This is a genomic window from Frigoribacterium sp. SL97 (assembly GCF_026625765.1).
Taxonomy (GTDB): Bacteria; Actinomycetota; Actinomycetes; order Actinomycetales; family Microbacteriaceae; genus Frigoribacterium.
The window spans coordinates 540,313-560,513 of the sequence record NZ_CP113062.1 but is presented as its reverse complement, the minus strand read 5'-3'; the positions used below and the strand labels follow the sequence as shown (position 1 = coordinate 560,513).

At 73.2% G+C, this 20,201-nt stretch carries 19 protein-coding genes; 9 read left to right on the top strand and 10 right to left on the bottom strand.

Annotated elements, in window-relative coordinates; translation table 11 throughout:
- Position 1: 1 nt before the first annotated feature.
- The 7 genes from OVA02_RS02740 to OVA02_RS02710 all read right to left on the bottom strand — a co-directional run bounded on the left by OVA02_RS02740 (position 2) and on the right by OVA02_RS02710 (position 10,534).
- Positions 2 to 925 carry an EamA family transporter gene (locus tag OVA02_RS02740; RefSeq protein ID WP_267659196.1) on the bottom strand — a complete coding sequence of 308 codons (924 nt, stop codon included), beginning with the start codon at positions 923 to 925 and terminating at the stop codon, positions 2 to 4.
- 288 nt (positions 926 to 1,213) lie between these two features.
- A complete protein-coding gene (locus tag OVA02_RS02735) occupies positions 1,214 to 2,182 on the bottom strand; it encodes a hypothetical protein (protein ID WP_267659195.1) in 969 nt (322 codons plus the stop codon).
- Positions 2,179 to 3,378, bottom strand: a complete 1,200-nt coding sequence (locus OVA02_RS02730; RefSeq protein WP_267659194.1) for a zinc-dependent alcohol dehydrogenase family protein — start codon at positions 3,376 to 3,378, stop codon at positions 2,179 to 2,181. Before OVA02_RS02730 ends, OVA02_RS02735 begins: the two co-directional genes overlap by 4 nt.
- Before the next feature lie 3 nt (positions 3,379 to 3,381).
- Entirely contained in the window at positions 3,382 to 4,431 is a 1,050-nt protein-coding gene (locus tag OVA02_RS02725) for an ABC transporter permease (protein ID WP_043594640.1), read from the bottom strand.
- 14 nt (positions 4,432 to 4,445) lie between these two features.
- The gene (locus OVA02_RS02720) at positions 4,446 to 5,990 is read right to left on the bottom strand and encodes a sugar ABC transporter ATP-binding protein (RefSeq protein ID WP_267659193.1); all 1,545 of its coding nucleotides are present in this window, start codon (positions 5,988 to 5,990) and stop codon (positions 4,446 to 4,448) included.
- Between the two features lie 77 nt (positions 5,991 to 6,067).
- The gene (locus OVA02_RS02715; RefSeq protein WP_123571405.1) at positions 6,068 to 7,075 is read right to left on the bottom strand and encodes a substrate-binding domain-containing protein; all 1,008 of its coding nucleotides are present in this window, start codon (positions 7,073 to 7,075) and stop codon (positions 6,068 to 6,070) included.
- 15 nt (positions 7,076 to 7,090) lie between these two features.
- A complete protein-coding gene (locus OVA02_RS02710) occupies positions 7,091 to 10,534 on the bottom strand; it encodes a DUF5107 domain-containing protein (protein ID WP_267659192.1) in 3,444 nt (1,147 codons plus the stop codon).
- Positions 10,535 to 10,626: 92 nt separating this feature from the next.
- Between OVA02_RS02710 and OVA02_RS02705 the strand changes: the two genes are divergently transcribed.
- Complete coding sequence (locus tag OVA02_RS02705; RefSeq protein WP_043594638.1) at positions 10,627 to 11,493, top strand: AraC family transcriptional regulator; 867 nt, start codon at positions 10,627 to 10,629, stop codon at positions 11,491 to 11,493.
- 300 nt (positions 11,494 to 11,793) lie between these two features.
- On the opposite strand, the gene OVA02_RS02700 is transcribed toward OVA02_RS02705, so the two are convergent.
- Complete coding sequence (locus tag OVA02_RS02700) at positions 11,794 to 12,840, bottom strand: NAD(P)-dependent alcohol dehydrogenase (RefSeq protein ID WP_056043968.1); 1,047 nt, start codon at positions 12,838 to 12,840, stop codon at positions 11,794 to 11,796.
- 361 nt (positions 12,841 to 13,201) lie between these two features.
- On the opposite strand from OVA02_RS02700, the gene OVA02_RS02695 reads away from it, so the two are divergent.
- Positions 13,202 to 13,525 (top strand): VOC family protein, encoded by a 324-nt coding sequence (locus OVA02_RS02695; protein WP_324289766.1) that lies wholly within the window; start codon positions 13,202 to 13,204, stop codon positions 13,523 to 13,525.
- A 128-nt stretch (positions 13,526 to 13,653) separates the two neighbouring features.
- Positions 13,654 to 14,193, top strand: a complete 540-nt coding sequence (locus OVA02_RS02690) for a PadR family transcriptional regulator (protein WP_159828065.1) — start codon at positions 13,654 to 13,656, stop codon at positions 14,191 to 14,193.
- Positions 14,194 to 14,480: 287 nt separating this feature from the next.
- On the opposite strand, the gene OVA02_RS02685 is transcribed toward OVA02_RS02690, so the two are convergent.
- Positions 14,481 to 15,311 carry an oxidoreductase gene (locus tag OVA02_RS02685; RefSeq protein WP_200412576.1) on the bottom strand — a complete coding sequence of 277 codons (831 nt, stop codon included), beginning with the start codon at positions 15,309 to 15,311 and terminating at the stop codon, positions 14,481 to 14,483.
- 377 nt (positions 15,312 to 15,688) lie between these two features.
- Here OVA02_RS02685 and OVA02_RS02680 point away from each other — a divergent pair, with 377 nt between their 5' ends.
- The 5 genes from OVA02_RS02680 to OVA02_RS02660 all read left to right on the top strand — a co-directional run bounded on the left by OVA02_RS02680 (position 15,689) and on the right by OVA02_RS02660 (position 18,721).
- Positions 15,689 to 16,042, top strand: a complete 354-nt coding sequence (locus OVA02_RS02680; protein ID WP_173153786.1) for a carboxymuconolactone decarboxylase family protein — start codon at positions 15,689 to 15,691, stop codon at positions 16,040 to 16,042.
- A gap of 7 nt (positions 16,043 to 16,049) precedes the next feature.
- Positions 16,050 to 16,460, top strand: coding sequence for a cupin domain-containing protein (locus tag OVA02_RS02675; RefSeq protein WP_267659190.1), 411 nt, complete (start codon positions 16,050 to 16,052; stop codon positions 16,458 to 16,460).
- Between the two features lie 123 nt (positions 16,461 to 16,583).
- Entirely contained in the window at positions 16,584 to 16,808 is a 225-nt protein-coding gene (locus tag OVA02_RS02670; RefSeq protein ID WP_267659189.1) for a hypothetical protein, read from the top strand.
- Positions 16,809 to 16,873: 65 nt separating this feature from the next.
- Positions 16,874 to 17,458 carry a DUF1349 domain-containing protein gene (locus OVA02_RS02665; RefSeq protein ID WP_267659188.1) on the top strand — a complete coding sequence of 195 codons (585 nt, stop codon included), beginning with the start codon at positions 16,874 to 16,876 and terminating at the stop codon, positions 17,456 to 17,458.
- A gap of 267 nt (positions 17,459 to 17,725) precedes the next feature.
- The gene (locus tag OVA02_RS02660; RefSeq protein WP_267659187.1) at positions 17,726 to 18,721 is read left to right on the top strand and encodes an NADP-dependent oxidoreductase; all 996 of its coding nucleotides are present in this window, start codon (positions 17,726 to 17,728) and stop codon (positions 18,719 to 18,721) included.
- A gap of 49 nt (positions 18,722 to 18,770) precedes the next feature.
- Here OVA02_RS02660 and OVA02_RS02655 read toward each other — a convergent pair whose 3' ends face one another.
- Positions 18,771 to 19,373, bottom strand: a complete 603-nt coding sequence (locus OVA02_RS02655) for a TetR/AcrR family transcriptional regulator (protein WP_267659186.1) — start codon at positions 19,371 to 19,373, stop codon at positions 18,771 to 18,773.
- Positions 19,374 to 19,481: 108 nt separating this feature from the next.
- Here OVA02_RS02655 and OVA02_RS02650 point away from each other — a divergent pair, with 108 nt between their 5' ends.
- On the top strand, positions 19,482 to 20,192 hold the full coding sequence (locus tag OVA02_RS02650; protein WP_267659185.1) for an SDR family oxidoreductase: 711 nt from the start codon (positions 19,482 to 19,484) through the stop codon (positions 20,190 to 20,192).
- The last annotated feature ends 9 nt before the right edge of the window (positions 20,193 to 20,201 follow it).

Here is a 20,201-nt window from a genome sequence, read left to right as displayed (position 1 = left end):
GTCAGAGGGCGAGCAGGGCGATGCCGCCGAGCACGACGCCCGAGGCCGCGAGCCGCTTCACGAGCGAGCCCTCACGCAGCACGAGCGCCCCGAACACGGCCACCATCACCACGCTCGTCTCGCGGGCCGGGGCGACGAGGGCGACCGGCGCCGTCCGGATCGCCGTCAACACGAGGATGTACGACAGCGGCGACAACACGCCGAAGGCCAGCACCCGCGGCCAGTGGGCGCGGGCGACCGCGACGAGCTCGCCCCGACGCCGGCCGAGCGACGCGCTGTAGAAGACGACCTCGACGAGGGTCACGCCGACCATGAACGACACGGGCGAGAGGCCCCAGGTGCGCAGGGCGTGGGCGTCCCAGATCGTGTAGCTCGCGATGGCGAGGCCGGTGAGCAGGCCCCAGGCGATGCCCGGGTCGAGGCGACGGCGCGCCGGGCCGGGGGCGCCCGGCGTCGACGCGGTCGACGGCCCGTGAAGGAGGCGCGGCGCCGGAGAGCCGGTCGGCCGCCGGTCGATCAGTCCGGTCGCCACCACGCCCGCGACCACCACGGCGATGCCCACCACGGCCGTCGCCGAGAGCTGCTCGCCGAGCAGCAGGACGGCGAGACCCGCACTGACGGCCGGGCCGCTGCCGCGAGCCGTCGCGTAGACGGTCGACAGGGTGCCCACCTTGTAGCCGCGCTGCAGCACCGTCATGTAGACGACGTGGAGCACGGCCGAGACGCCCGCCCCGACCGCGAGGCCGCCGACACTCGCCCCGAGGCCGCCCGTGAAGGGGACGACCGGCAGCCAGAGCACGGTGCTGGCGACGGCTCCCCACCAGAGGAAGGGGGTGCCGAGGCGGCTCACCCCGTGGGCGACGACGTTCCAGCCGGCGTGGCAGACGGCGGCGGCGAGGACGAGCAGGAGGGCGGTGGTGGACATGCGAGGACCCATCGGCTCGGCGCGGGGCGCGCCGAACGGGTCCTCCAGGCTTTTGTCCGTTCAGATGACGGCCCGGCGATGGCGCCCGACCGTGGCGCCGCTCGGACCAGTCGGATCGTGGGACCCCGGAACCCTAGGCGCTGTCGCGGTCATCGTAGGGGCGGCGGGTGTCCGGGAGGTGAACCGTGCCGCGCTGCACCCGGTTTCGAACGATGCACCCGGAAGCTTCGGGGTGCATCGTTCGAAACCGGGTGCGAGGGCGATGGCCGGAACGGGATCGGGAGCGGCTCAGCCTTGCTGCACCGACCACGCGACGTCGAGGCTCGTGGCCTCGCCCGGCGCGAGGGTGACGAGCGGCCCCAGCACCTCGAGCTCGACGAGGTGCGCCGAGGGGTGCAGGTCGCCCAGCTCGCCGATCGGCGACGCCGTGGGGCGCTGCAGCCAGATCTCGACTTTCGAGCCGCCGTCGGGCCAGGTGCCCCCGGCCGCTGGCTCGGTGGCGAGCGTGAGCGTGGTGCCGTCGGGGTCGCGGTAGGCCGCGGAGCCCGACGCCTCGGGGTAGCCGCGCTTGGCCACGCCGGTCCCGACAGGCAGCAGCACGTCGTCCCCGTGGCGCGACGACGTGACGTCGCCCTCCCAGCCGCCGAGATCGAGCTCGACGGGAGGCGCGGCGTGGGCGACGACGACCGCGGCGTCCTCGAGGGGGCGACCCGCGCCTCCTCGGGTGTCGACCTGGCAGACCTCCCAGATCGACCAGGTGCGCGGGACGTCCGAGACGTTGGTGAAGGTCGCCGTCTGGCGGAACCCGGCACCGACGGCGGGCACCGTGAAGCGGCGCTCGACGCGGAGACCCGAGCGGGCGTCGTCGGCGCTGGTCAGCACCACGGTCGCGGTCCCGTCGTCGAGCTGCCACCCGACCGCCCACGGCCCCGAGTCGAGCACGGGGTCGGGCGGACCGGCCCACTCGTCGGGGCCCGACCAGCCCTGCGGCGCCGGCCAGGTCTTCGAGCCGCCGACGTTGGCCCAGGTCGACATGTCGCCGTCGCCCGCCGGCCACCCGGCCACGGGGACGACCGGTGCGAGGTCGGCGTCGATCAGATCCGGGTCGCGCCAGAGCCGCTCGCGGCCGTGGGCGACCAGCGACAGCAACCGACCGCCCCGGGTGGGTGCGAAGACGAGCTCGAGGTCGGGCGTCGTCACCCGCAGCAGCGGCAGCTCGGGCGTGCCCGCCTCGACGACGACCGGACGGGACGTCACGCGCGCGGAGCCGGTTCGCGCGAGCCGACCTCCTCGCGCGCGCCGGCCTCCTCGCGCACGGGCGCACCCGCCGGGATCAGCACGACCTTGCCCGTGGCCCCGGCCGCGGCGATCCGGTACGCCTCGTCGGCGTCGGTCAGCGGGAGCCGGTGCGAGACGACGATCTCGGGGCTGAGGCCGTCCGCGGCGATCATGCGCGCGACGTCCTCCATGCCCTGCACCGAGGTGACCCACGACGCCGTGAGGGTGAGCTGCTTGTGCAGCAGGGTGTCCGAGACCTCGGTCTCGAGGCGCCCGCCCTCGCCGAGCAGGCCGACGCGACCCCACTCGGCCGCGGCCTCGACCGCGGTCAGGCGGCCGGGCGTGCTGCCCGAGCAGTCGACCGTGACCTGGCAGCCGACGCCGTCGGTCAGGGCCAGCACGTTCGCGACCGCGTCGCCGTCGGCGAGGACGACGTCGTCGACCAGGCCGGTCGCCCGGACGAACTCGATGCGCTCGGGCGACCGCTCGACGCCGATCACCCGGCGGGCGCCGAGCATGCGGCCGAGCATCGCCGCGGCGAGGCCGACCGGCCCGAGGCCGACGACGAGCAGGTCCTCCCCGCCGTGCACGCCGGTGCGGCGCAGGCCCTCGTAGGCGGTGCCGAATCCGCAGGCGATCAGGGCGCCGTCGACGAAGGACAGCCCGTCGGGCAACGGCACGCAGGTCGACTCGTCGACCAGGACGTACTCGGCGTGGCCGCCGTCGCGCTGCCAGCCGTAGGACGCCTTGTTCGGCTGGTCGGTGCAGCTGATGAAGTAGCCCGAGCGGCAGTTGCGGCAGCGTCCGCAGCCCTGGATGTGGTAGACGATGACGTCGTCCCCGACGCCGAAGCGCGTGACCCCGGGGCCCGCCGAGACGATGCGGCCGCTCGGCTCGTGGCCGGCGACGACGCCCTGGTAGGCGGGGGCGCCGTCGAGGCCCTTGTGGGTCTTGTAGCCGTGGTAGATGAAGCCGATGTCGCTGCCGCAGATGCCGCTCGCGCCGACCTGCACGAGCACCTGCCCGGGGCCGGGCGTCGGCACGTCGTGCGTCCGCAGCTCGGCGGTGCCGTCGCCGGGCAGGAACACGCCCTGCATGGTGCCGGAGGGGGACGAGGAGGCGCGGGTCGCGTCCCCGGCGGAGGACGCGGTGGCGGAGGGTGCGGTGGTGGTCATGGCCTAGCTCTCTTCGATCGACCCGCGCTTGCGGGACAGGGTGACGTTGAGCAGCACGGCGAGCACGATGATGACACCGCGGACGACGCTCTGCAGGAAGGAGTCGACGCCGAGCAGCACGAGCCCGTTGCCGATCAGGGTGATGAAGATCACGCCGAGGAAGGTGCCGATCAGGCTGCCCCGGCCGCCCGACATCGCGGTGCCGCCGATGACGACCGCGGCGATGACGTCGAACTCGAGGCCGTTGGCGGCGCCGGCGTTGCCCGAGCCGAGGCGCGCCGCGAGCAGCACGCCGCTGAGGGCGCCGAGCATGCCCATGATCGCGAACAGCACGATCCGCACCCGGGCCACCTTGATGCCGGCCAGCCGGGCGGCCGCCGCGTTGCCGCCGATCGCGAAGACCGAGCGGCCGAACGCGGTCTTGCGGGCGACGAAGGCGAAGACGAGGAAGGCCAGGATCATCACGACGGCGGGCGTCGGGACGCCGAACACCGTGCCGGTGAGGAACGGCATGACCGGGTCGTCGAGCGGCAGCGGCACGGGCAGGGCGTCGGTGCCGAACTGGCCGAGGCCCCGCAGCACGCTCCAGAGCCCGAGGGTGGCGATGAACGACGGCACGAGGAACCTCGCGCGCAGCACGCCGGCGAGGGCGCCCCAACCGGCTCCGACCACGAGCGTGATGAGGATCGCCAGCAGGGCGGGCAGCCCCCACTGGGTCATGGCGACGGCGACGATCACCGACGAGAGCGCGACGGCGGGGCCGGTGCTCACGTCGATCTCGCCGGCGATGATCACCAGGGTCATGCCGGTGGCGGCGATGCCGATCAGCGCGGCGTCGCGCAGCAGGCCGCTCTGGTTCGCCACGGTGAAGAAGCCGACCGCGTTGAACATCAGGTAGAGGTACAGCAGCACGATCGCGACCAGCAGGCCGACGATGTTGACGAGCGTGGTGTTGCGACGGAAGGCGTCGCGGACGCGACCGAGCGCGGAGTCACGAGGCGCGCCTCCTGGTCCGCCGGTCGGGGTGGTCGTGGGGTCGAGTGTGGTGGTCATCGGGTCGTCCTTCTTCAGCTCGAGACCATGGAGGCCTGGAGCAGCACGGGCAGGGAGATGTCGGGGACGCGGAACTCCTCGCGGAGGCCGCCGTCGCGCAGCACGAGCACGCGGTCGCAGGCGAGGGGCAGCTCTTCGATCTCGCTCGAGACGAAGACGACGAGCTTGCCGGTGTCGGCGACGGCGCGCATGATCTCGTAGATCTGCGCCTTCGCCTCGACGTCGACGCCTCGCGTCGGCTCGTCGAGCAGCAGCACGCGGCTGTCGGCGTGCAGCCACCGCGCGATGACCGCCTTCTGCTGGTTGCCGCCGCTGAGCGTGCCGATCGGCCGGCCCAGGTCGTGCGCCTTGATGTTGAGACGCTCGGCGAGCGCCTTCGTGGCCGTCGCGATCGCACCCGATGACAGCGCGCCTCCTCGGGTCACCCGGCCGAAGTCGCTCATGACGATGTTCTCGTCGATGCCGAGGCCGGGGATCACGCCGCGGCCCTTGCGGTCCTCGGGCGTCATGCCGACCCCGAGGGCGAGCATGCGGGAGGCGCTGGGCCGGTCGACGACGGAACCCGCGATCGCGATCGTGCCCCCGCTCGCCGGACGGAACCCCGCGATCGCCTGGAGCAGCTCGGTGCGTCCCGAGCCCAGCAGGCCGGCGATGCCGAGCACCTCGCCGGCCCGACCCTCGAAGGTGAGGCCCGAGAGCTTCGGGGCGACCTCGAGGTCGGTGACGGCGAGCAGCACCTCGCCGCTCGTGACGGGGCGCGTCGCGACGGCGCGCTCCCCGGGGTCGGCGCCGATCATCAGCTCGATGATGTGGGCGGTGTCGCTGCCGGCGATCGACACCGTCTCGACGACCTTCCCGTTGCGCATCACCGTGGCCGTGTCGGCGATCTGCCGGATCTCGTCCATGCGGTGGCTGACGTAGAGCACGGCGACGCCCTGCGCCGCGAGGCGCTTGACCGTGTCGAGCACGAGGTCGACCTCGGCGGCGGCGAGCGCGCTGGTGGGCTCGTCGAGGATGAGGAGGCGCGGGTCGTCCTGCAACGCCCGGCCGATCTCGACGATCTGCTGTTGCGCGAGGGTCAGCCCGGCGACCTCGGCGTGCACGTCGATGTCGGCGCCGAGGCGGTCGAAGGTGGCACGGGCCCGCTCGACCATGGCCCGGGTGTCGATGCCGAAGCGGCCGCGCGGCCACCGGCCCATGGCCAGGTTCTCGGCCACGGTCACGCCGGGCACGAGGCTGAGCTCTTGGTAGCACGTGGCGACGCCGGCGGCGGCGGCCGCGGTCACGCCGCCGGCGCCGAGCGGCACGCCACCGAGCAGGACCTCGCCGGTCGTGGGGGTCTCGACCCCGCTCAGCAGCCGGATCAGCGTGGACTTGCCGGCACCGTTCTGGCCGAGCAGGGCCCGCACCTCGCCGGCGTGCACGGCGAAGTCGACGCCGTCGAGCGCGGTGACGCCGGGGTAGATCTGGCTGACGCCGCGGGCCTCGGCGATGGGGGCGCCGCGGTCACGGGCGGGATCGAGCGGCGCGTCCGGGGTGGGAGCTGTCGACTCTGACAAGGGGATCCTCCTGGGATCGAGGGGACGGGGTGAGGGGCGGCGGGGGCCCGGCGTCGTGCCGGGGCCCCCGGCGCCGATCAGGGGAGGCCGTCGGGGTGGGTCTCGGTCCACCCGGCGGCGTCGGCCGGCAGGTACAGGTCGATCGGTGCGGCCACGACCTTCTCGTCGGGCGTCTTGCCGTCGATGGCGTCCTGGGCCGCGGCGAAGGCGAGCTTGCCCGCCTCGATGCCGCTGATGTCGACGACGGCCTTGAGCACCGAACCGTCGGCCAGCTCGGCGGCGATGTCGCTCGTCATGTCCGAACCGAAGACGGCGACCTGACCGACGAGCCCTCGGGTCTGCACGGCCTTGTAGGCGCCGACGGTCGCGCCGCCCGCCTCACCGTAGAGACCGTCGAGGTCGGGGTTCGCGCTGAGCATCTGCTCGGCGGTCGAGACGGCGGTGTCGACCTCGGCGCCCTCCTGGTTGGCGACGAACACGGTGCCGGGCAGGGCCGCGGTCAGTGCCTCGGAGAAGCCCTTGTAGCGCTGCTGGCAGACCTCGTACTGCTCGCAGTTGATGACGCCCATCCTGGGCGCCGTGATGCCGGCCTCGGTGAAGTAGGCCGCGGCCTGCTTCCCGAGGTCGCCGCCGAACTTCAGCGGGTCGCCGAGCACCCACGCCGTGACGTACTGGTCGACGGCGTCGTCGCTGACGCAGGTGTTGTAGCAGATGACCGGGATGCCGGCCTCGCTGGCCTGCCGGACCGCGGGGACGCTGCCGTCGGTCGAGACCGCGGACAGGATGATGGCGCTGACGGCGGACGAGGTGAGCGTGTTCATGAACGAGCTCTCCTTCGACACGTCGCCCGCCGAGGTGGACTCGAGGAAGTCGACGTTCTTCGAGTCGGCGTCCGCGGCGTCCTGGACGCCCTTCTTGACGCCGCCGTAGAAGCCTTGGGAGTCGAGGTAGAGGGCGCCGATGCGCTCGGTGCCGCCGTCGCCTCCGTCGGCGCTGGGGATGGAGCAGCCCGCGAGCGCGACCGACGCGGCGAGCGCGGCGGCCACGGCGAGGACGCGCCGTCGGGTCCTGGTGATGGGTGACATGGTCGGGGTTCCTTTCTAGGGGCGCACGGCGTCGTCGCCGGGCGTGACCACGGGTGCGGTCGGGTCGGAGGAGGCGCGGGTCGGGTCGGAGGAGGCGCGGGTCGGGTCGGTCGTGACCCCGAGCTCGGCCGAGAGGGCGGCGACGACGCGGCGCAGGGTCGCCACCTCGGCGTCGCGCACGTCCTGCGGGTCGTCGTGGAAGAGCAGCATCGACGGTAGCGAGGTGGCGAAGTAGTCGACCTCGCCCGGTGTGCGCGAGAGCTCGTCCACGTACGAGTCGAAGTCCCCCAGCAGGTCGGCCGCCCGGTCGGCCTCGCCCAGACGGGAGAGGGCACGGACGGTGGCCGCGCTGCGCTCGGTGAAGGCCTGCGTGGCCATCCCCGCGAAGTCGCCGGTCGACCGGGAGGCCTCGGACCAGGCGGTCCGGGCGGCGTCGGCGTCTCCCGCCGCGGCGAGCGCGTCGCCGAGGGCCAGGTGCAGCTCGGCCGTGGTGGCGAGCGGGTGCCGTGCCTCGCCGAGGGTGGCGGGTGGCGTGAGGGCGGCCTCGACGGCGGACCGCGCCCGGTCGGCGTCGCCCTCGGCCAGCGCCCGACGGGACACGGCGAGGCACGCGTCGTCCCAGGCGCCGAGCACCTGGCCCTCGCCGCCCTCCCAGGGCTGGAAGCTGCGCGAGGTGAGCACGGCGAGCGCGTCGTCCGGACGTCCCACCTCGGTGAGCAGTCGGGCGCGCACCACGCAGAGGTCGTCCCGCTCGGCGACGAGGTCGATCCGTGACTCGAGCTCGGCCAGCCGGTCGTCGGCGGACGCCCCCAGCCGCCCGGCCAACTCGTCGGACTCGAAGAGCAGCCGGGAGTCGTCGGGACGGACGCGCAGCGCGTCGTCGTAGTGACGTGCCGCGAGGTCGGGGTCGGCCAGCACGTTGTAGGCGGCCACGCCGAGGTTCCGCTGCACGACGGCGGCCTGCGCGTCGTCCAGGTCGGTCGCGGCGGCTCGTCGCCACGCGTCGACGGCGTCCTGCCCGCGGCCCCGGTCGTACCACCAGCTGCCCAGCAGCGACCAGGCGAGGCCGTCGGCCGGCTCGAGGGCGACCGCGTCGAGCAGGGCGGCGACGTCGTCGAGGCGCGAGGGCAGGCAGTTGGTCGCGTCGAGGGCGTGGACCGTGGCGAGTGCCCGGCGCGCCTCGTCGACGCGGCCGGTCCTCGCCAACGAGGAGGCGCGGTGGTAGGCGAGCAGCGGACCGACGGCCACCTGCCCGAGCGCGGTGGACGCGACGGCCCCCTGGGCGAGGTCGAGGACGCGGAGCGCCTCGTCGACGTGCCCGGACGAGCCGTACTCGAGCGCGACGTCGAGCAGCGTCGGGGCGTCGTCCGTGAGGCGTCGGCCCGCGAGGTGTCGCGCCCACTGGTCGAGCGGGTCGAGCTCGAGGGTCTCGGCGAGCAGCCGGTCCGCCTCGTCGTGTCGGCCGAGGCCGCGCAGGGTCAGCGCGAGCAGGTCGCGCACCTGCAGGTTGTCGGTGCCGTGCGACAGGGCCGTGCGCAGCAGGGCCTCGGCCCGGACGGGGTCGGCCGGACCGGCGAGCCGGGCCAGGGCCAGCGACGCGGGAGCCACCCAGGCGGCGTTCCAGGCGGACTTCTCCAGCGCCTCCTTCGCCTCGGGGGTGCGCCCGAGGCGCAGGAGCGTGAGGCCGAGACGGTAGAGGGCCTCGCCGTCGGCCGGGTTCGGCGCCCAGGCCGACTGACGGCCCACCGCGACACGGAGGAGCACGAGGGCTTCGTCGTAGCGGGCCGCGGCGTGGAGGAGGGTCGCCAGGGCGACGTTGCTCCGCACGTCGCCCGGGTCGCGGCGGAGCGCCTCACGCCAGTAGGGCTCGGGCGAGCGGGTCGCGTGACGGTACTGCCGCAGGTACTGGCCGATGAGGAAGAGCTCCTCGACGGTCTCGACGTCGGCGGGGGCGGGCGGGGCGACGGCGGCCTCGGGGGCGGCGATCTCGGGGGCGCCGGGCTCCGGGGTGCCGGCCGCGGCCACGGCGTCGAGGCTCGCCTGGACCGTGGCGCCGGCGACCGTGACGAGCGTGCGTCCGGCGGAGCGCGCCTCCACGACGACGTCGGAGAGGAGGACGCCCGCCGACAGGGACCGGTCGAGCACCGACGGCAGGCCGGGTTCGACGTCGACCGTGACCGAGTCGAGGACGGTGCCGTCGACCGTGCGGACGACGACCTCGGCCCGCGGGTGGACGGCCGTGACGGCGAGACCGATGCGCAGGACGTTCCCGGCCCCGGCGGTGTCGTCGAGCTGCTCGACGCGCAGGGCCGCGTCACGGGTCGCCTGGTGGGCGGGACCGATCTCGGTGATCGGGTACCAGAACTGGCTGAAGGTCTTCGTCTCGCCCGGGGTGAGGAACGAGAAGTCGGGCTGGTTGTCGGTGTACACGCCGGCCATCAGCTCGACGTAGGGGCCGTCGCCGTCGGTGAGGTTCGCGTCCCAGGCGTGGCCGAAGGGGGCGTCGCCCCAGGTCCACTGCTTCTTGCCGGGCGAGATCGCCCGGTCGGCCCAGTGCACGAAGCCCGCGCGGCGCCCGTGGTCGTAGCCGCCGAAGAAGTCGTCGTCGGTGTGGGTCACCATGTACGAGGTCGGCACGGGGATGTTGCGGTACCAGTCGAGGCGGTCGGCGTCGGGGTGCTCGTCGTCGACGCGGGCCGGGTAGTCGACGCCGTAGTAGTCGCCCTCGACCCGGGGGAAGGTCACGACGGCCCGTTTGGCGTGATCGGCCACGTGCCGCACGTCGGTGGGGAAGAACGACTGGTAGTCGTCGCCCACGGCGGCGGCGACGTTGGCCCACCAGAGGAAGGTCTGCGTCTCGTCGCTGCGGTTGAAGAGGCGCACCCTGGCCTCGATGAGCGACGAGTCGGGGCGCAGGCGGATGCCGTGCATGCCCTTCATCCGGGCGAAGGGGTCGTGGTCGGAGCACCACACCGTCACCGACCCGTCGGCCTCGCGCTCGATCGACACGTCGGTCGGCAGGAAGGTCGCGGGGCGGTGGTGCTGCGGCCAGTTGAACTCGACGCCGCCCGAGATCCACGGACCGGCCAGGCCGACCAGGGCGGGCTTGATGACGTTGTTGCGGTAGAAGACGTCGTAGTCGGCGGTCTTGTCGTAGGCGACGTGCAGCCGTCCGCCGAGCTGGGGCAGGATCACCAGGCGCAGCCAGCGGTTCTCGAGGTGGACGGCCTGCCACTCGTGCGGCCGCTTCTCGGCGGAGATGCGCTCGTGGAACGGCAGCGGGAACACCCGCCCGGACGATCCCTGGTAGACGCGGGCGTCGAGGAAGGCGGGGTACCGGTCGGGCTCGCCCGGCAGGTAGGTGTCGAGGACAAGGGGTTCCGACCAGACGGCGACTCCGGCGTCGGCCTGATCAGTGGGCACGGGGGGAAGAGCCATCTTCGACTCGGCGGTGAGCATGGTCCGAGCGTACGGAGGCCCCGAGCCCGTCGGAACGACCGATCCTGCCTACTGCCTGGACGAAACCACTGCGGCGGGCCAGACTCGTCCGCATGCTCCTCGAGGACGGCTTCCCCGGTCAACGCCTGCTCGTCATGCCCCGACCCCGGGTGCGGGCCGCCCTCTCCCGGCCGGGCACGTCCCACCTCGTCGTCACCGACGCGGGCTACTTCCCCCGGGCCCGGGCGCACGGCATGACCCGGCCCGACGGCGTCGACCAGTGCGTGGTGCTGGTCTGCACCCGGGGCTCGGGCTGGTGCGAGGTCGCCGGGGTGCGGCACCCCGTGCGGTCGGGGCAGGTCGTGATCGTGCCCCCGGGCGTCGCGCACGCCTACGGCGCCGACGACGCCACCCCCTGGACCCTCTGGTGGCTGCACGTGGCCGGGCACGACCTCGCCGAGTTCCTCCGCGTCGCCGGGGTCCGGGCCGGCGCCCCGGTGCGCGAGCTGTCGGACGTCTACCGCATCGTGGCCCTGGTCGAGGAGGTCGTCCAGGCCATGGAGCGCGACCAGACCTTCGCCAGCGCCCTGGCCGCCTCGGGAGCCGCGTGGCACCTCATGGCGCTCGTGTCGTCCGAGCGGACGGCCGGGGCACCACGGGTGTCCGCGGTCGGTCAGGCCCAGGAGTACCTGCGCCAGCACGTCACCGAGCGCGTCTCGGTCGACGAGCTCGCCGCGATGGCCCGGCTGAGCCCCTCGCACTTCGCCACCCGTTTCCGCCGCGAGACCGGCGTCACGCCGCTGCGGTACCAGACCCAGTTGCGCATGGCGCGGGCCCGCGAGCTGCTGGACACGACCGACTCGCCGGTCGGCCTCGTGTCCGAGCGCGTCGGCTACGTCGACCCCTTCTACTTCGCCCGCCAGTTCAAGGCCGTCCACGGGGTCTCACCGACGGCGTACCGGGCACAGCGGAAGGGCTGAGCGGCCGACGCCTGCCTCGAGACACCCGGTTTCGAACGATGCACCCAGAAGCTTCCGGGTGCATCGTTCGGGACCGGGTTCATCGGCGCAGGAGCTCACGCATGGCGCGTCGAGCGATGCGGTCCGGCGAACCGCGACCCGGCTCACGCACTGCACCGCGTTTCGTGCACTGCACCGCGTCTAGTCGGGGTGCAGTGCACGAAACGCGGTGCGGTGCGGTGCGGTGCGCCCACGACCACGCCGGGGACGACGAACGCCCCCGCACACACGGTGCGGGGGCGTCCGGCGGAACGGCTCGGATCAGGCGAAGGTCGCCGCGTCGATCACGAAGCGGTAGCGCACGTCGGACTTCAGGACGCGGTCGTAGGCCTCGTTGATCTGGTCGGCGTCGATCAGCTCGGTCTCGGGCACGATGCCGTGCTCGGCGCAGAAGTCGAGCATCTCCTGGGTCTCGCGGATGCCGCCGATGGCGGAACCGGCCCAGCTGCGACGCGCCGGGATCAGCGCGAACGCGGGCACCTCGAGTGGCTCGGACGGGGCGCCGACGTTGACGAGGGTGCCGTCGACGGCCAGCAGGCCGAGGTACGCGCCCATGTCGACCTTCGCCGAGACGGTGTTGATGATCAGGTCGAACGAGTTCGCCAGGTCGGTGAAGGTCTGCTCGTCGCTGGTCGCGTAGTGCGCCTTGGCGCCGAAACGCAGCGAGTCCTCCTTCTTCGAGGTGGTCTGCGACAGCACGGTGACGTCGGCGCCGAGTGCGGCAGCGATCTTGACGCCCATGTGGCCGAGGCCGCCCATGCCGACGATGGCGACCTTGGTGCCCTCGGTGACGCCCCAGTGGTGCAGCGGCGAGTACAGCGTGATGCCGGCGCAGAGCAGCGGTGCGACCTTGTCGTAGTCGAGCGACTCGGGCACGCGCAGCACGAAGTCCTCGGTGACGACGACGGCCTGCGAGTAGCCGCCCTGGGTGATGCTGCCGTCGGCCGGGTCGACGCCCGTGTAGGTGCCGACGTTGCCCTTGGCGCAGTACTGCTCGTCGCCACGCTTGCAGTACTCGCACTCGCCGCACGAGTTGACCATGCAGCCGACGCCGACGCGGTCGCCGACCTCGTACTTGGTGACCTCGGAGCCGACCTCCGAGACGGTGCCGACGATCTCGTGACCGACGACCTGCGGGTACTGGATCTCGCCCCACTCGCCGCGGACGGTGTGGATGTCGCTGTGACAGATGCCGGCGTAGGCGATGTCGATCATGACGTCCTTCGGGCCGACGTCGCGGCGCTCGATGGTCGTCTTGACGAGGGGCTCGGTGGCGGACGGTGCCGCGTAGGCGTTGACGGTGCGCATGGGTCTCCTGGGGGTGGATTCGGTACGGGGACGAGGGGCGGGTCGGAACGCGGTGCTCGACGACGGGCTCCTCGTCATCGACGCTACGCCCCCGCGCCGATCGTGGGAGGCCCTGGCAGGGCCCCCGACGCGACGGCCCGCAGGAGGCGCGGTGCGCGACCGTCCGGCACCGCGCCTCCTGCGGGTGGTCCGCTCGGGCACCGGTCACCGTGAGACACGCTTCCGGGTGGGAAAGTGCCCTGACTCGCGGCTCGGCTCGCACGGTGCGCGGCGTAGCAAGGAGCGAGACGCAGCACCGGGTGGTCCGGTGCCGGACGAAGGAGTCGACATGGCAAGCGGAGTGGCAACGGTATGGGTACCCGTGACGGACATGGGGCGGGCGACGGCGTTCTACCGTGACGCGCTCGGCCTCACGGTGAAGGACGAGAGCGACGACTGGACCGAGATCGACGCGAACGGCCTGATGATCGGCCTCAACGGTCGCGAAGAGGCCGCGGCGTCGAGCGAGGGCGGGGCGGTCATCACGTTCCAGCCCGACGGCAGCCTCGAGGACGCCCTGGCCGACCTGCAGGCGCGCGGCGCCGACGTGACGGGCTCGATCAGCGAGCACCCGTGGGGCCGCATCCTGCCCTTCAAGGACTCCGAGGGCAACGACCTGCAGTTCTACACGCCGCCGACCGACTGACGTCGGGGCCCCGAGGAGGCGCGGTGCCGGTCCGACCGGCACCGCGCCTCCCGCGTGTGGTGGCGCCGCGGCGGGGCCGGTCGCGCCGCGGTCGCGTCGACCCGGCCGCGACCCCCCATGATGTGGGGATGGTCACCGAGATCCTCATCCTGAGCAACCTGCTCGCCGGCCCGCAGCACGGGTACGACATCAAGCGGAACGTGCGGCGCCCGGGCCTCGGCGTGGTCAACAACAACGCCGTCTACACGACGCTGAAGCGCCTGCACGACCGGGGCGCGCTCGACCGTCGCACCGTGGAGACCACGGGTCGCCCGAACCGCCAGGTGTTCTCGCTGACCGACGCGGGCCGCGACCTGCTGATCGGGCGGGTCGCCGACTTCCCCCTCTCCCGCGCCGGCGACGACGAGGAGTTCTACGTCCGGTTCGCGCTGCTGGACCTGGTCGACGAGGCGACGCGGGCGACGATCTTCGCCACGCGCCTCCAGGCCCTCGACGAGCGCATGGCGACGGCCCAGGCCTACCTCGACGCCAGCGACGACGACGCGACGCGCTTCCCCGTCCAGTCGGTCGCGATGTTCCGGCACCTGCTCGACCAGCTGCGCAGCGAGCGGGCCTGGGTCGAGGACTACTCGCGCGACGGCGAGATCGGGGCACCCAGGGCCCCGTAGAGCGGGGCACCTTTTTTTCGCTCCGTCCATTGATGACTAGTACCAACTGGACTAGCGTGACCTCGAAGCCACGCGTCAGCCGATCGCGTCACCTCGTCGCCGGCAGCCGACGTCACCGGCGTGGGCCGGCCCGGGCGACGAGGCGCCGTCGGGTCGTCGTGGCAGGGGCGTCACCGGTCGGGCCGGGGTGACCGCGGGGGGTCGCGGGCACTCCGGAGGTGACAGCCTGCAGGAGGAGCGGGGTCGTCTGAACCGACACCGCACCTCCTGCAGGTGAGGCGACCGGCTCAGGCGTCGAAGTCGGTGGCGCGACTGCGCTCCGCCCATGCGTCGACGTCGCGGCGGAGGTCGTCGAGTGCGCCCGTGACGATCTCGACGGCGTCCGAGCCGAGCAGCAGCAGGTACGGGGCCTCGCCCGAGTCGACCGCGTCGACGAGCAGGCGGGCACCGGCGGCGGGGTCGCCGGGTTGGGTGCCGTCCGAGGTGTCGGCCTCGATGCGGCGACGTCCGGCGGTCTCGGCGTAGTCGGCGATGGGCGTGGCGGACTGCGTGAGCGAGCGCCCCGAGAAGTCGGTGCGGAACGAGCCCGGTTCGACGACCGTCGCCGTGATGCCGAGCGGGGCGAGTTCGGTGCGCAGGGCCATGGTCATCTGCTCGATCGCGGCCTTGACGGCGCCGTAGTAGCCCGAGCCGGGGCCCGTGCGGCGGGCACCGATCGACGACAGGTTGACGATCGTGCCGCTGCGGCGGGCGCGCATGCCGGGCAGGACGGCCTTGACGGTGCGGACGCTGCCGTGGAAGTGCGTGTCGAACAGGCGCGCCACGTCGGCGTCGTCACCCTCCTCGACGGCGGAGCGGTAGCCGTAGCCGGCGTTGTTGACGAGGACGTCGACGCCGCCGAACCGCTCGGTGGCGAGGCGGACGGCCGCGGTCACCTGGTCGGGGTCGGTGACGTCCAGGGCTGTGGCGACGGCGTGGTCGGGGTGGGCGTCGGCGATGTCCTGCACGGCCGAGGCGTCGCGCGCGGTGACGACGACGTCGTGTCCGCGGGCCAGCGCCTCCTCGGCGAAGGCTCGCCCCAACCCCGTGGAGCAGCCGGTGATCAACCAGGTCGACATGTGGTCTCTTCTCTCTCGTGCGTCGCGGTCGCTGACGCGCCGCACCCCAGACAACCAAGGAGGCGCGGTGCCCGTCGGGTCCCGCCGCCCCCTGTCCCAGCAGTACCCCCCTCGCGTCGCTGCCCCGCGTCGCACCGCCCACTGAACGTCGCACCGCCCACGTGCGCGGTGCGACGTCCAGTCGGCGGTGCGACGTCGGCGCCCGGCTCCCGCCGGGGCGGGGCGTGTCGGGCCGAGGGACCCTGGCGGGGCCTCCCTGCCCCGCCCGCGCCGGCCTAGCGTCGAGAGCGACCCGGCCCGGCGGGCACCCCGCCGCCCGGAGCCGGCGTCCGGCACCGGACGTCCCGGCCCCGACACCCACCACCAGGAGCTCAGCCATGTCAGATCAGCCCGTCCAGGTCGGCGGAGGGCGCACCCTCTTCGGCGACTTCGCCCCCAAGCTCGCCGAACTCACCGACGACGTCCTCTTCGCCGACGTCTGGAACCGCCCCGAACTGTCCGCGCGCGACCGCAGCCTCGTCACCGTCGCGGTGCTCACCGCCGGCGGCAACACCGAGCAGCTGCGGTTCCACCTCGGCCGCGCCGTCGAGAACGGCGTCACCCGGGACGAGCTCGTCGAGGCGATCACCCACGTGACGCTCTACGCGGGCTGGCCCCGCGGGATGGCCGCCATGGGCGTCGCCCAGGAGCTCTTCACCGACGACGCAGACGACGACACCGACGAGAAGTGAGGAACCCGTGAAGATCCTGCCCCCGCAGCCCACGACCCTGAACCCCGACGAGCAGTTCCCGGGCCAGGTGTGGCTCGACCCCATCGTCACCCCGCAGACCGACGACCAGCGCGCGACGGTCGCGAAGGTCCGCTTCGCGCCCGGCGCGCGGACCGCCTGGCACCACCACGCGCGAGGCCAGTTCCTGTACGTCACCCAGGGCGTCGCCCGGTTCGGCACCCGCGACGGGAAGGTCGTCGACGTCCACCCCGGCCAGACGATCTACCTCGCGCCGGGCGAGGAGCACTTCCACGCCGCCGCCGAGGGCAGCTTCATGGAGCACGTCGCCGTCCTCGAGGCGGCCGACGACCCGGCCACCACCACGACCTGGCTCGAGCGCATCACCGACGAGGACTACGCCGGCCGAGACGCCGACTGAGGCGCCGAGACCCCAGGAAGTCGCCGAGGAGGCGCGGTGCGATTCGATCCGGCACCGCGCCTCCTCGGGTCGCTCCGTCGCGCGGCCGAGCCGTTCGCGGCCGAACGCTCGTAGGGTCGAGGGATGACGACGACGACGTGGACGACCCTGCAGCTCATCCTCTCCGCCGGAGTGGTCGTGTGCGGCGCACTGCTGACGAGGGGTGGCAGTGACCTCGTGGGCGTGCTGATGATCCTCAGCGGGTCGGCCTCGATCGTGGTCGGGCTGCGGGCCATGGCCGTGACCCGGCGCGTCGAGAGGCAGCACGCCGCCCTCGAGGCCGGCGACGCCCCGACGCACGAGCGCTGACGCCGGCAGCCCGGACGGCACCGCCACCGCCAATCCCCCCGACCACCACCGAGCACGAGGCCCCCATGACCGACATCCCCTGGACCACCGGCACCTGGACCACCGAGCCGACCGCGGTCGACGTCGCCGACGACGGCATGCGCGTCACGGCAGCCGAGGGCAGCGACGCCTGGCGCCTCACGTCGTACGGGTTCGTCCACGACACCGAGCACGCCCTGGTCGCCCCGTTCGAGCAGGGCACCGCCATGGAGGTGTCGTTCGTCCTCGACTTCTCGGCCCAGTTCGACCAGGCCGGGATCTTCGTCTCGGTCGACCCCGAGACCTGGGTCAAGGCCGGGGTCGAGCTCAGCGACGGCGAGCAGAGCCTCGGCGCGGTCGTGACGCGGGGACAGTCGGATTGGTCGCTCTCGCCGGTCGACTGGACCGGCCGCACCGTGACGATCCGAGCCAGCCGCTCCGGAGACGCGCTCACCATCCGGGCCCGGGTCGACGCCGAGCCGTGGCGCCTGGTCCGCGTCGCCCCGCTCTCCCCGGACGCCGCGGCGAGCGCCGGCCCCTTCTGCTGCGCCCCCTCGCGCGCCGACCTCACCGTGCACTTCACCTCGTGGACGACGTCCGCCGCCGACGAGAGCCTGCACCCCGAGGACTGAGCACGTGCCCGACCCCGCGGGCCGCGCCCGACGCCTCGGCCTGGGGACGGCCCCGTGGGCTGGGGACGGCGGAGCCGAGGAGGCGCGACGACGCTCGGCGACGGGTCGGTCACCGTCGAGGTCCGTTCTTGACAAATTTGTTGAGCGCACTCAGGATTGAGCACACTCGGATGCTCGACGCCGAGACCCCTCGGACTGAGGACGTCACGGGCCGCGCCGGCGAGCCCATCACCCGCAGCCTCAGCCCCAGCCCCCCAGGAGCACCCCATGCGAGCCTTCGCCTTCGACGCCTACGCGAAACCCCTGCACGAAGTCGACGTGCCCGAGCCGACCGTCGGTGACCACGACGTCCTGATCGGGGTCGCCGCCGCCGGTCTGAACCACCTCGACGCGAAGATCCGCGAGGGCGAGTTCACGCTGATCCTCCCGTACCGGACGCCCCTCGTCCTCGGCCACGACGTCGCCGGCACGGTCATCGAGGCCGGCGGCTCGGTCCGCAGCCTGGAGCCCGGCGACGAGGTCTTCGCCCGCCCCCGCGACCACCGGATCGGCGCCTTCGCCGAGCGCATCGCCCTCGACGAGGCCGACGTCGCCCTCGCCCCGACCTCGATCCGCACCGTCGAGGCCGCGTCGCTCCCCCTCGTCGCCCTGACCGCCTGGCAGGCCCTCGTCGAGCGAGGCGACGTGAAGCCCGGCCAGAAGGTGCTGATCCACGCGGGCGCGGGCGGGGTCGGCACGATCGCGATCCAGCTCGCGAAGCACCTCGGCGCGCACGTCGCGACCACCGCCTCCTCGTCGAACGCCGACTTCGTGCGCGAGCTCGGTGCCGACGTCGTCATCGACCACCGCACCCAGGACTTCGAGCAGGAGCTGTCCGGCTACGACCTTGTCCTCGACAGCCTCGGCGGCGAGAACCTGGCGAAGTCGCTCCGGGTGCTCCGCCCCGGTGGTCTTGCGATCGGCATCCAGGGGCCGCCCACCCCCGCCTTCGCGAAGGACGCCGGACTGAACCCGGTCGTCCGCCTCGCCATCGCGGCCCTCAGCCGCAAGGTGCGTGCCCAGGCGAAGAAGCTCGGTGTCTCGTACGAGTTCCTCTTCATGCGCGCCGACGGCGGCCAGTTGGCCGAGATCGCCGCCCTCGTCGACGCGGGCGCGATCCGCCCGGCCGTCGGCGCGACCCACCCGTTCGCCGAGACGGCGACCGCGCTCGACGACCTCGGGAAGGTCCGCATCCGCGGCAAGGCGGTCGTCACCCTCCCGTGACGGTCGGCACACGGCCGACGTGGCGGGGCACCACGGCCGACGGGACGCGTCAGCGCGGCAGGATCACCTCGAGCTGGCGTCGCACCCCCGCCACGATCTCGTCGTCCGGCACGGACTCGTCGACCGCCGACGACATCGCGAGCATCATCACCGCCGACACGACGTGGGCGAACGCGGCCGCGTCGGAGGGCGTCGCCGAGGTGAGGCGCGCGACGATCCCGGCCACCGCCTCCTCGGTCCTGGCCACGATCGCGAGCGCCTCGGCGTGGTGCGGCTCGGCGGCGTCGCCGAACGCCATCTCGCGCAGGTAGGTGCGGCCGTTCTCGACCTGCGCCCGGTTGCAGTGCACGATCGGCGCGAGCACGGCGACGACCGCGTCCAGCGCGGTCGTGGCGGACGAGGAGGCGCGGATCCCCTCGTCGAGGGAGCGCGCGTAGGCCGCGTTCTGCGCGAGCAGCAGCAGCTCGCCCTTCGTGCGGGCGTAGAGGAACAGCGTGCCGGCGCCGACGTCGGCCGCCTCGGCGATCTGCTGCGTCGTCACCTCGTCGACCCCGTGTCGGCTGAACAGGTCGGACGCGGCCCGCGTGATGCGCTCGAGCTTCTCCTGCTTGTTGCGCTCGCGCCGGCCGAGCGGCGGGGCTGACGACGTCATTCGGATCTCCCGGAATAGAAACTGACTGAACTCAATTATGACATGAGTCACCTATGGCGACTCGGTCTCGAGCCGCCTCATCCTCGCACCACCCCGGAAGGAACACCCATGACCGACATCACCGGCTCCGTCGTCCTCGTCACCGGAGCGAACGGGGGCATCGGCACCCGTTTCGTCGAGGCCGCCCTCGCCCGCGGCGCCGCGAAGGTCTACGCCACGGCCCGCACCCCGCGCACCTGGGACGACGAGCGCGTCGTGCCCCTCACCCTCGACGTGACCGACCAGGGCTCGATCGCCGCCGTCGTCGAGGCCGCGCCCGACGTCACCGTGCTGGTCAACAACGCCGGCGCGAACACCCCCACGCCCGGCATCCTCAGCCACACCGACGACGAGATCCGCGCCAACGTCGAGACCAACTTCCTCGGGCCGCTGTTCCTCGCCCGCGCCTACGCGCCGCTCCTCTCGGCGCACGGCGGCGGCACGGCCATCGTCGACATCCACTCGGCGCTGTCGTGGTTCGCCGTCGCGGGCATCTACTCGGCGACGAAGGCGGCGCTGTGGTCGGCCACGAACTCGCTGCGCCTCGAGCTGCAGCCCGCGGGCGTGCAGGTCGTCGGCGTGCACGTGGGCTACGTCGACACCGCGATGGCCGCGGGCGTCACGGACGCGAAGACCGACCCGGCGACCCTGGTCGCCGACGTGCTCTACGCCCTCGAGGCCGGCGAGCACGAGGTCCTCGCCGACGAGACCTCACGCCAGGTGAAGGCGGGCCTGTCGGCGCCGCTCGAGGCGCTCTACCCGCAGCTCGCCGCGCGCTGACCGGTGACG

Coding starts and splice junctions, on each gene's coding strand:
- OVA02_RS02685 (WP_200412576.1), bottom strand. CDS start 15,311: ATGTCGACCTGGTTGATCACCGGCTGCTCCACGGGGTTGGGGCGAGCC.
- OVA02_RS02700 (WP_056043968.1), bottom strand. CDS start 12,840: ATGCGCACCGTCAACGCCTACGCGGCACCGTCCGCCACCGAGCCCCTC.
- OVA02_RS02710 (WP_267659192.1), bottom strand. CDS start 10,534: ATGCTCACCGCCGAGTCGAAGATGGCTCTTCCCCCCGTGCCCACTGAT.
- OVA02_RS02740 (WP_267659196.1), bottom strand. CDS start 925: ATGTCCACCACCGCCCTCCTGCTCGTCCTCGCCGCCGCCGTCTGCCAC.
- OVA02_RS02715 (WP_123571405.1), bottom strand. CDS start 7,075: ATGTCACCCATCACCAGGACCCGACGGCGCGTCCTCGCCGTGGCCGCC.
- OVA02_RS02665 (WP_267659188.1), top strand. CDS start 16,874: ATGACCGACATCCCCTGGACCACCGGCACCTGGACCACCGAGCCGACC.
- OVA02_RS02655 (WP_267659186.1), bottom strand. CDS start 19,373: ATGACGTCGTCAGCCCCGCCGCTCGGCCGGCGCGAGCGCAACAAGCAG.
- OVA02_RS02680 (WP_173153786.1), top strand. CDS start 15,689: ATGTCAGATCAGCCCGTCCAGGTCGGCGGAGGGCGCACCCTCTTCGGC.
- OVA02_RS02670 (WP_267659189.1), top strand. CDS start 16,584: ATGACGACGACGACGTGGACGACCCTGCAGCTCATCCTCTCCGCCGGA.
- OVA02_RS02650 (WP_267659185.1), top strand. CDS start 19,482: ATGACCGACATCACCGGCTCCGTCGTCCTCGTCACCGGAGCGAACGGG.
- OVA02_RS02690 (WP_159828065.1), top strand. CDS start 13,654: ATGGTCACCGAGATCCTCATCCTGAGCAACCTGCTCGCCGGCCCGCAG.
- OVA02_RS02705 (WP_043594638.1), top strand. CDS start 10,627: ATGCTCCTCGAGGACGGCTTCCCCGGTCAACGCCTGCTCGTCATGCCC.
- OVA02_RS02660 (WP_267659187.1), top strand. CDS start 17,726: ATGCGAGCCTTCGCCTTCGACGCCTACGCGAAACCCCTGCACGAAGTC.
- OVA02_RS02730 (WP_267659194.1), bottom strand. CDS start 3,378: ATGACCACCACCGCACCCTCCGCCACCGCGTCCTCCGCCGGGGACGCG.
- OVA02_RS02725 (WP_043594640.1), bottom strand. CDS start 4,431: ATGACCACCACACTCGACCCCACGACCACCCCGACCGGCGGACCAGGA.